This is a genomic window from Nguyenibacter vanlangensis (assembly GCF_013376155.1).
GTDB lineage: Bacteria > Pseudomonadota > Alphaproteobacteria > Acetobacterales > Acetobacteraceae > Gluconacetobacter > Gluconacetobacter vanlangensis.
Genome location: NZ_JABXXP010000497.1, coordinates 1 through 2,107, shown reverse-complemented (window position 1 = coordinate 2,107; position 2,107 = coordinate 1). Strand labels below are relative to the sequence as shown.

3 protein-coding genes are annotated in these 2,107 nt (G+C 67.7%); 1 reads left to right on the top strand and 2 read right to left on the bottom strand.

The features are described 5' to 3' along the window. Together HUK84_RS15795 and HUK84_RS15790 are read right to left on the bottom strand one after the other, a co-directional pair. Positions 1–233 (bottom strand): siderophore-interacting protein (locus HUK84_RS15795; protein ID WP_176641136.1); only part of this gene is annotated, 233 nt, incomplete at its 3' end. A 34-nt stretch (positions 234–267) separates the two neighbouring features. Next, positions 268–897, bottom strand: a complete 630-nt coding sequence (locus HUK84_RS15790) for a PadR family transcriptional regulator (protein ID WP_176641135.1) — start codon at positions 895–897, stop codon at positions 268–270. A 260-nt stretch (positions 898–1,157) separates the two neighbouring features. Here HUK84_RS15790 and HUK84_RS15785 point away from each other — a divergent pair, with 260 nt between their 5' ends. After that, entirely contained in the window at positions 1,158–1,796 is a 639-nt protein-coding gene (locus tag HUK84_RS15785; protein ID WP_176641134.1) for a LysE family transporter, read from the top strand. Positions 1,797–2,107 lie beyond the last annotated feature (311 nt).

Here is a 2,107-nt window from a genome sequence, read left to right as displayed (position 1 = left end):
GGCGCCTGTCCGCCGGGCATGACCGGATGGCCGTCCGGGCCGATCGCGGGCGGCTCATGCCAGCCCCGCCCATCCGGATGCGGGAAGAACAACGTGACATGATCGCCCGCGGCGGCGGCCGCGAACCCCTCCAGCGCATCGCCGGTCAGGGTGATGCGGCGCATGCGCGGGGTAAGGGCGTCGGTGCGCGCCACCCGGACGGGGCGCAGCGGCGCGCGGTCGGAGCATTTCATTCCAGCCTCGATTCAGACAGGGTCCCGCCCGGGATCAGTCGGACTTGCCGAGAATATCGGCGGTGGCGCGGTCGAGGATCCGGGCGATGCGGCGGGCTTCGGCCGGAGAGCAGTCGCGCTTGCGGATCAGCGCGTGCTTGAGCGCATAGCGCGCCTGATGCAGTTCGTCCGCGGCCTGGGGGTCGGCGGCGTCGACGCCGGCGAAGGCTTCACGGACCTCGGCCATGCGGCCGCCGATGCGCGCCAGCGCGTCCAGGATGGTTTCCGCCCGGCCACGGTGCGTGTCCAGATGAGCCCTGCCCGCATCCGTCAGGCTGTACAGCTTGCGGTTGCCGTCCTGCGTGACGCCGGCATGGCCGATTTCCTCAAGGAAGGTCAGGGCCGGATAGACCATGCCGGGACTGGGCGCGTAGAATCCGCCCGAGCGCTCCTCGATCCGGCGGATCAGTTCATAGCCATGAGCGGACTGCTCGGCGAGCAGGGCCAGCAGCACGAGCTGGAGATCCTCCGCGCTCAGCTTGCGTCCGGCCGGGAAATCGCCGCCGCCGAATCCCTGGCCGAACCCGCCGGGAAAGCCGCGGCCGAACCCGCGACGACCATGGCGGCGGCCGATGGCATGAAGGATGTCGTGAAAGCGATGATGGGGGGGATGATGTCTGATCATGCCCTACGATAGACATATCGTAAGATATAACACAAGACCTATTTCGGGGGCCTGCCGCGATATCCGGCCGGGTGGCGGCGGCGCCGAGCACCCACCCGCCCGTAATCCGCGTGGCAGGCAATCAACGACGCGGACGCTGAAGCTGAACAGCGCCGTTGCCCTGAAAGAAAGGACTCTCCAAGGGAAGGGCTTGCCGCGACGCGGCGTGGGGCGCACAGTTGCAGTCCCGTGCGGCGTGTTTCAGAAGGACGTGACGAACCATGACCTTGGTGCAGGATCTTTCCATCATCGGCGCGGTCTCGGCGCTGTGGCTGGTGGCCATGGTCGTTCCGGGGCTGGATTTCCTGCTGGTGACGCGGCTGGCGATGATGCGGGGGCGTGCGGCGGCGCTGCGCGCGGCCTTCGGGATCGCGCTGGGTGTCGCCCTCTGGGGACTGGCGGGGTTCTTCGGCATCCACGCGCTGTTCGTGGCGTCGCCCTGGCTGTACAGGGCCCTGAAGATCGGCGGCGGACTGTATCTGTTCGTCGTCGGCGTGCGGCTGTACAGGGCAAGCTGGCAACCCCAATCCCCCGCCCCCGCGCCGGCCGATCTGGACCGGCGCGATGTCCGGGCGTTTCGCATGGGGCTGCTGACCAACCTGGCCAATCCCAAGGCGCCCGTCTTCGTTTCAAGTCTGTTTGCCGCCGCGTTGCCACAGCATGTTCCGGTCGGACTCGGCCTGACCTGCGTGGCGGCCATGTGGGCCATCGCGGCGGGATGGTTTTCGGTCGTGGCGCTGATGCTCAGCCTGCGCCGTTTCGCGGGGCCGTTTTCCCGGGCGCGCCACTGGATCGACCGGGTGGCGGGAATGACCTTCATGGGGATCGGCGCCCGCCTGGCGACAGAACGCGCGGGCTGATCGTCCGGGGGCGCACGCCTTGGTCTCCTTTCCGGGGCTTCGCCCCGGACCCCACCAAAGGCGGTGCCTTTGGAAACCATTCATTCATCAATAGAATCCGGATTCGGTCGCCAATACGGTCAACGGTGATACGTACGAACCCTTATGGCCACGCCAGAGGTTGCGTTTCGCCGCCGGTTATTTTCTCTATTGGCGATCGTCATGATATCGAATCCATCTTCGCCATGGGTCCCGTCGGGGTGCCCTGATCCCGGTACCCGACGGCAGACAGGGTGCCGGCCCATGACCCGCCGCCCGCGCCCGGCGCGCCG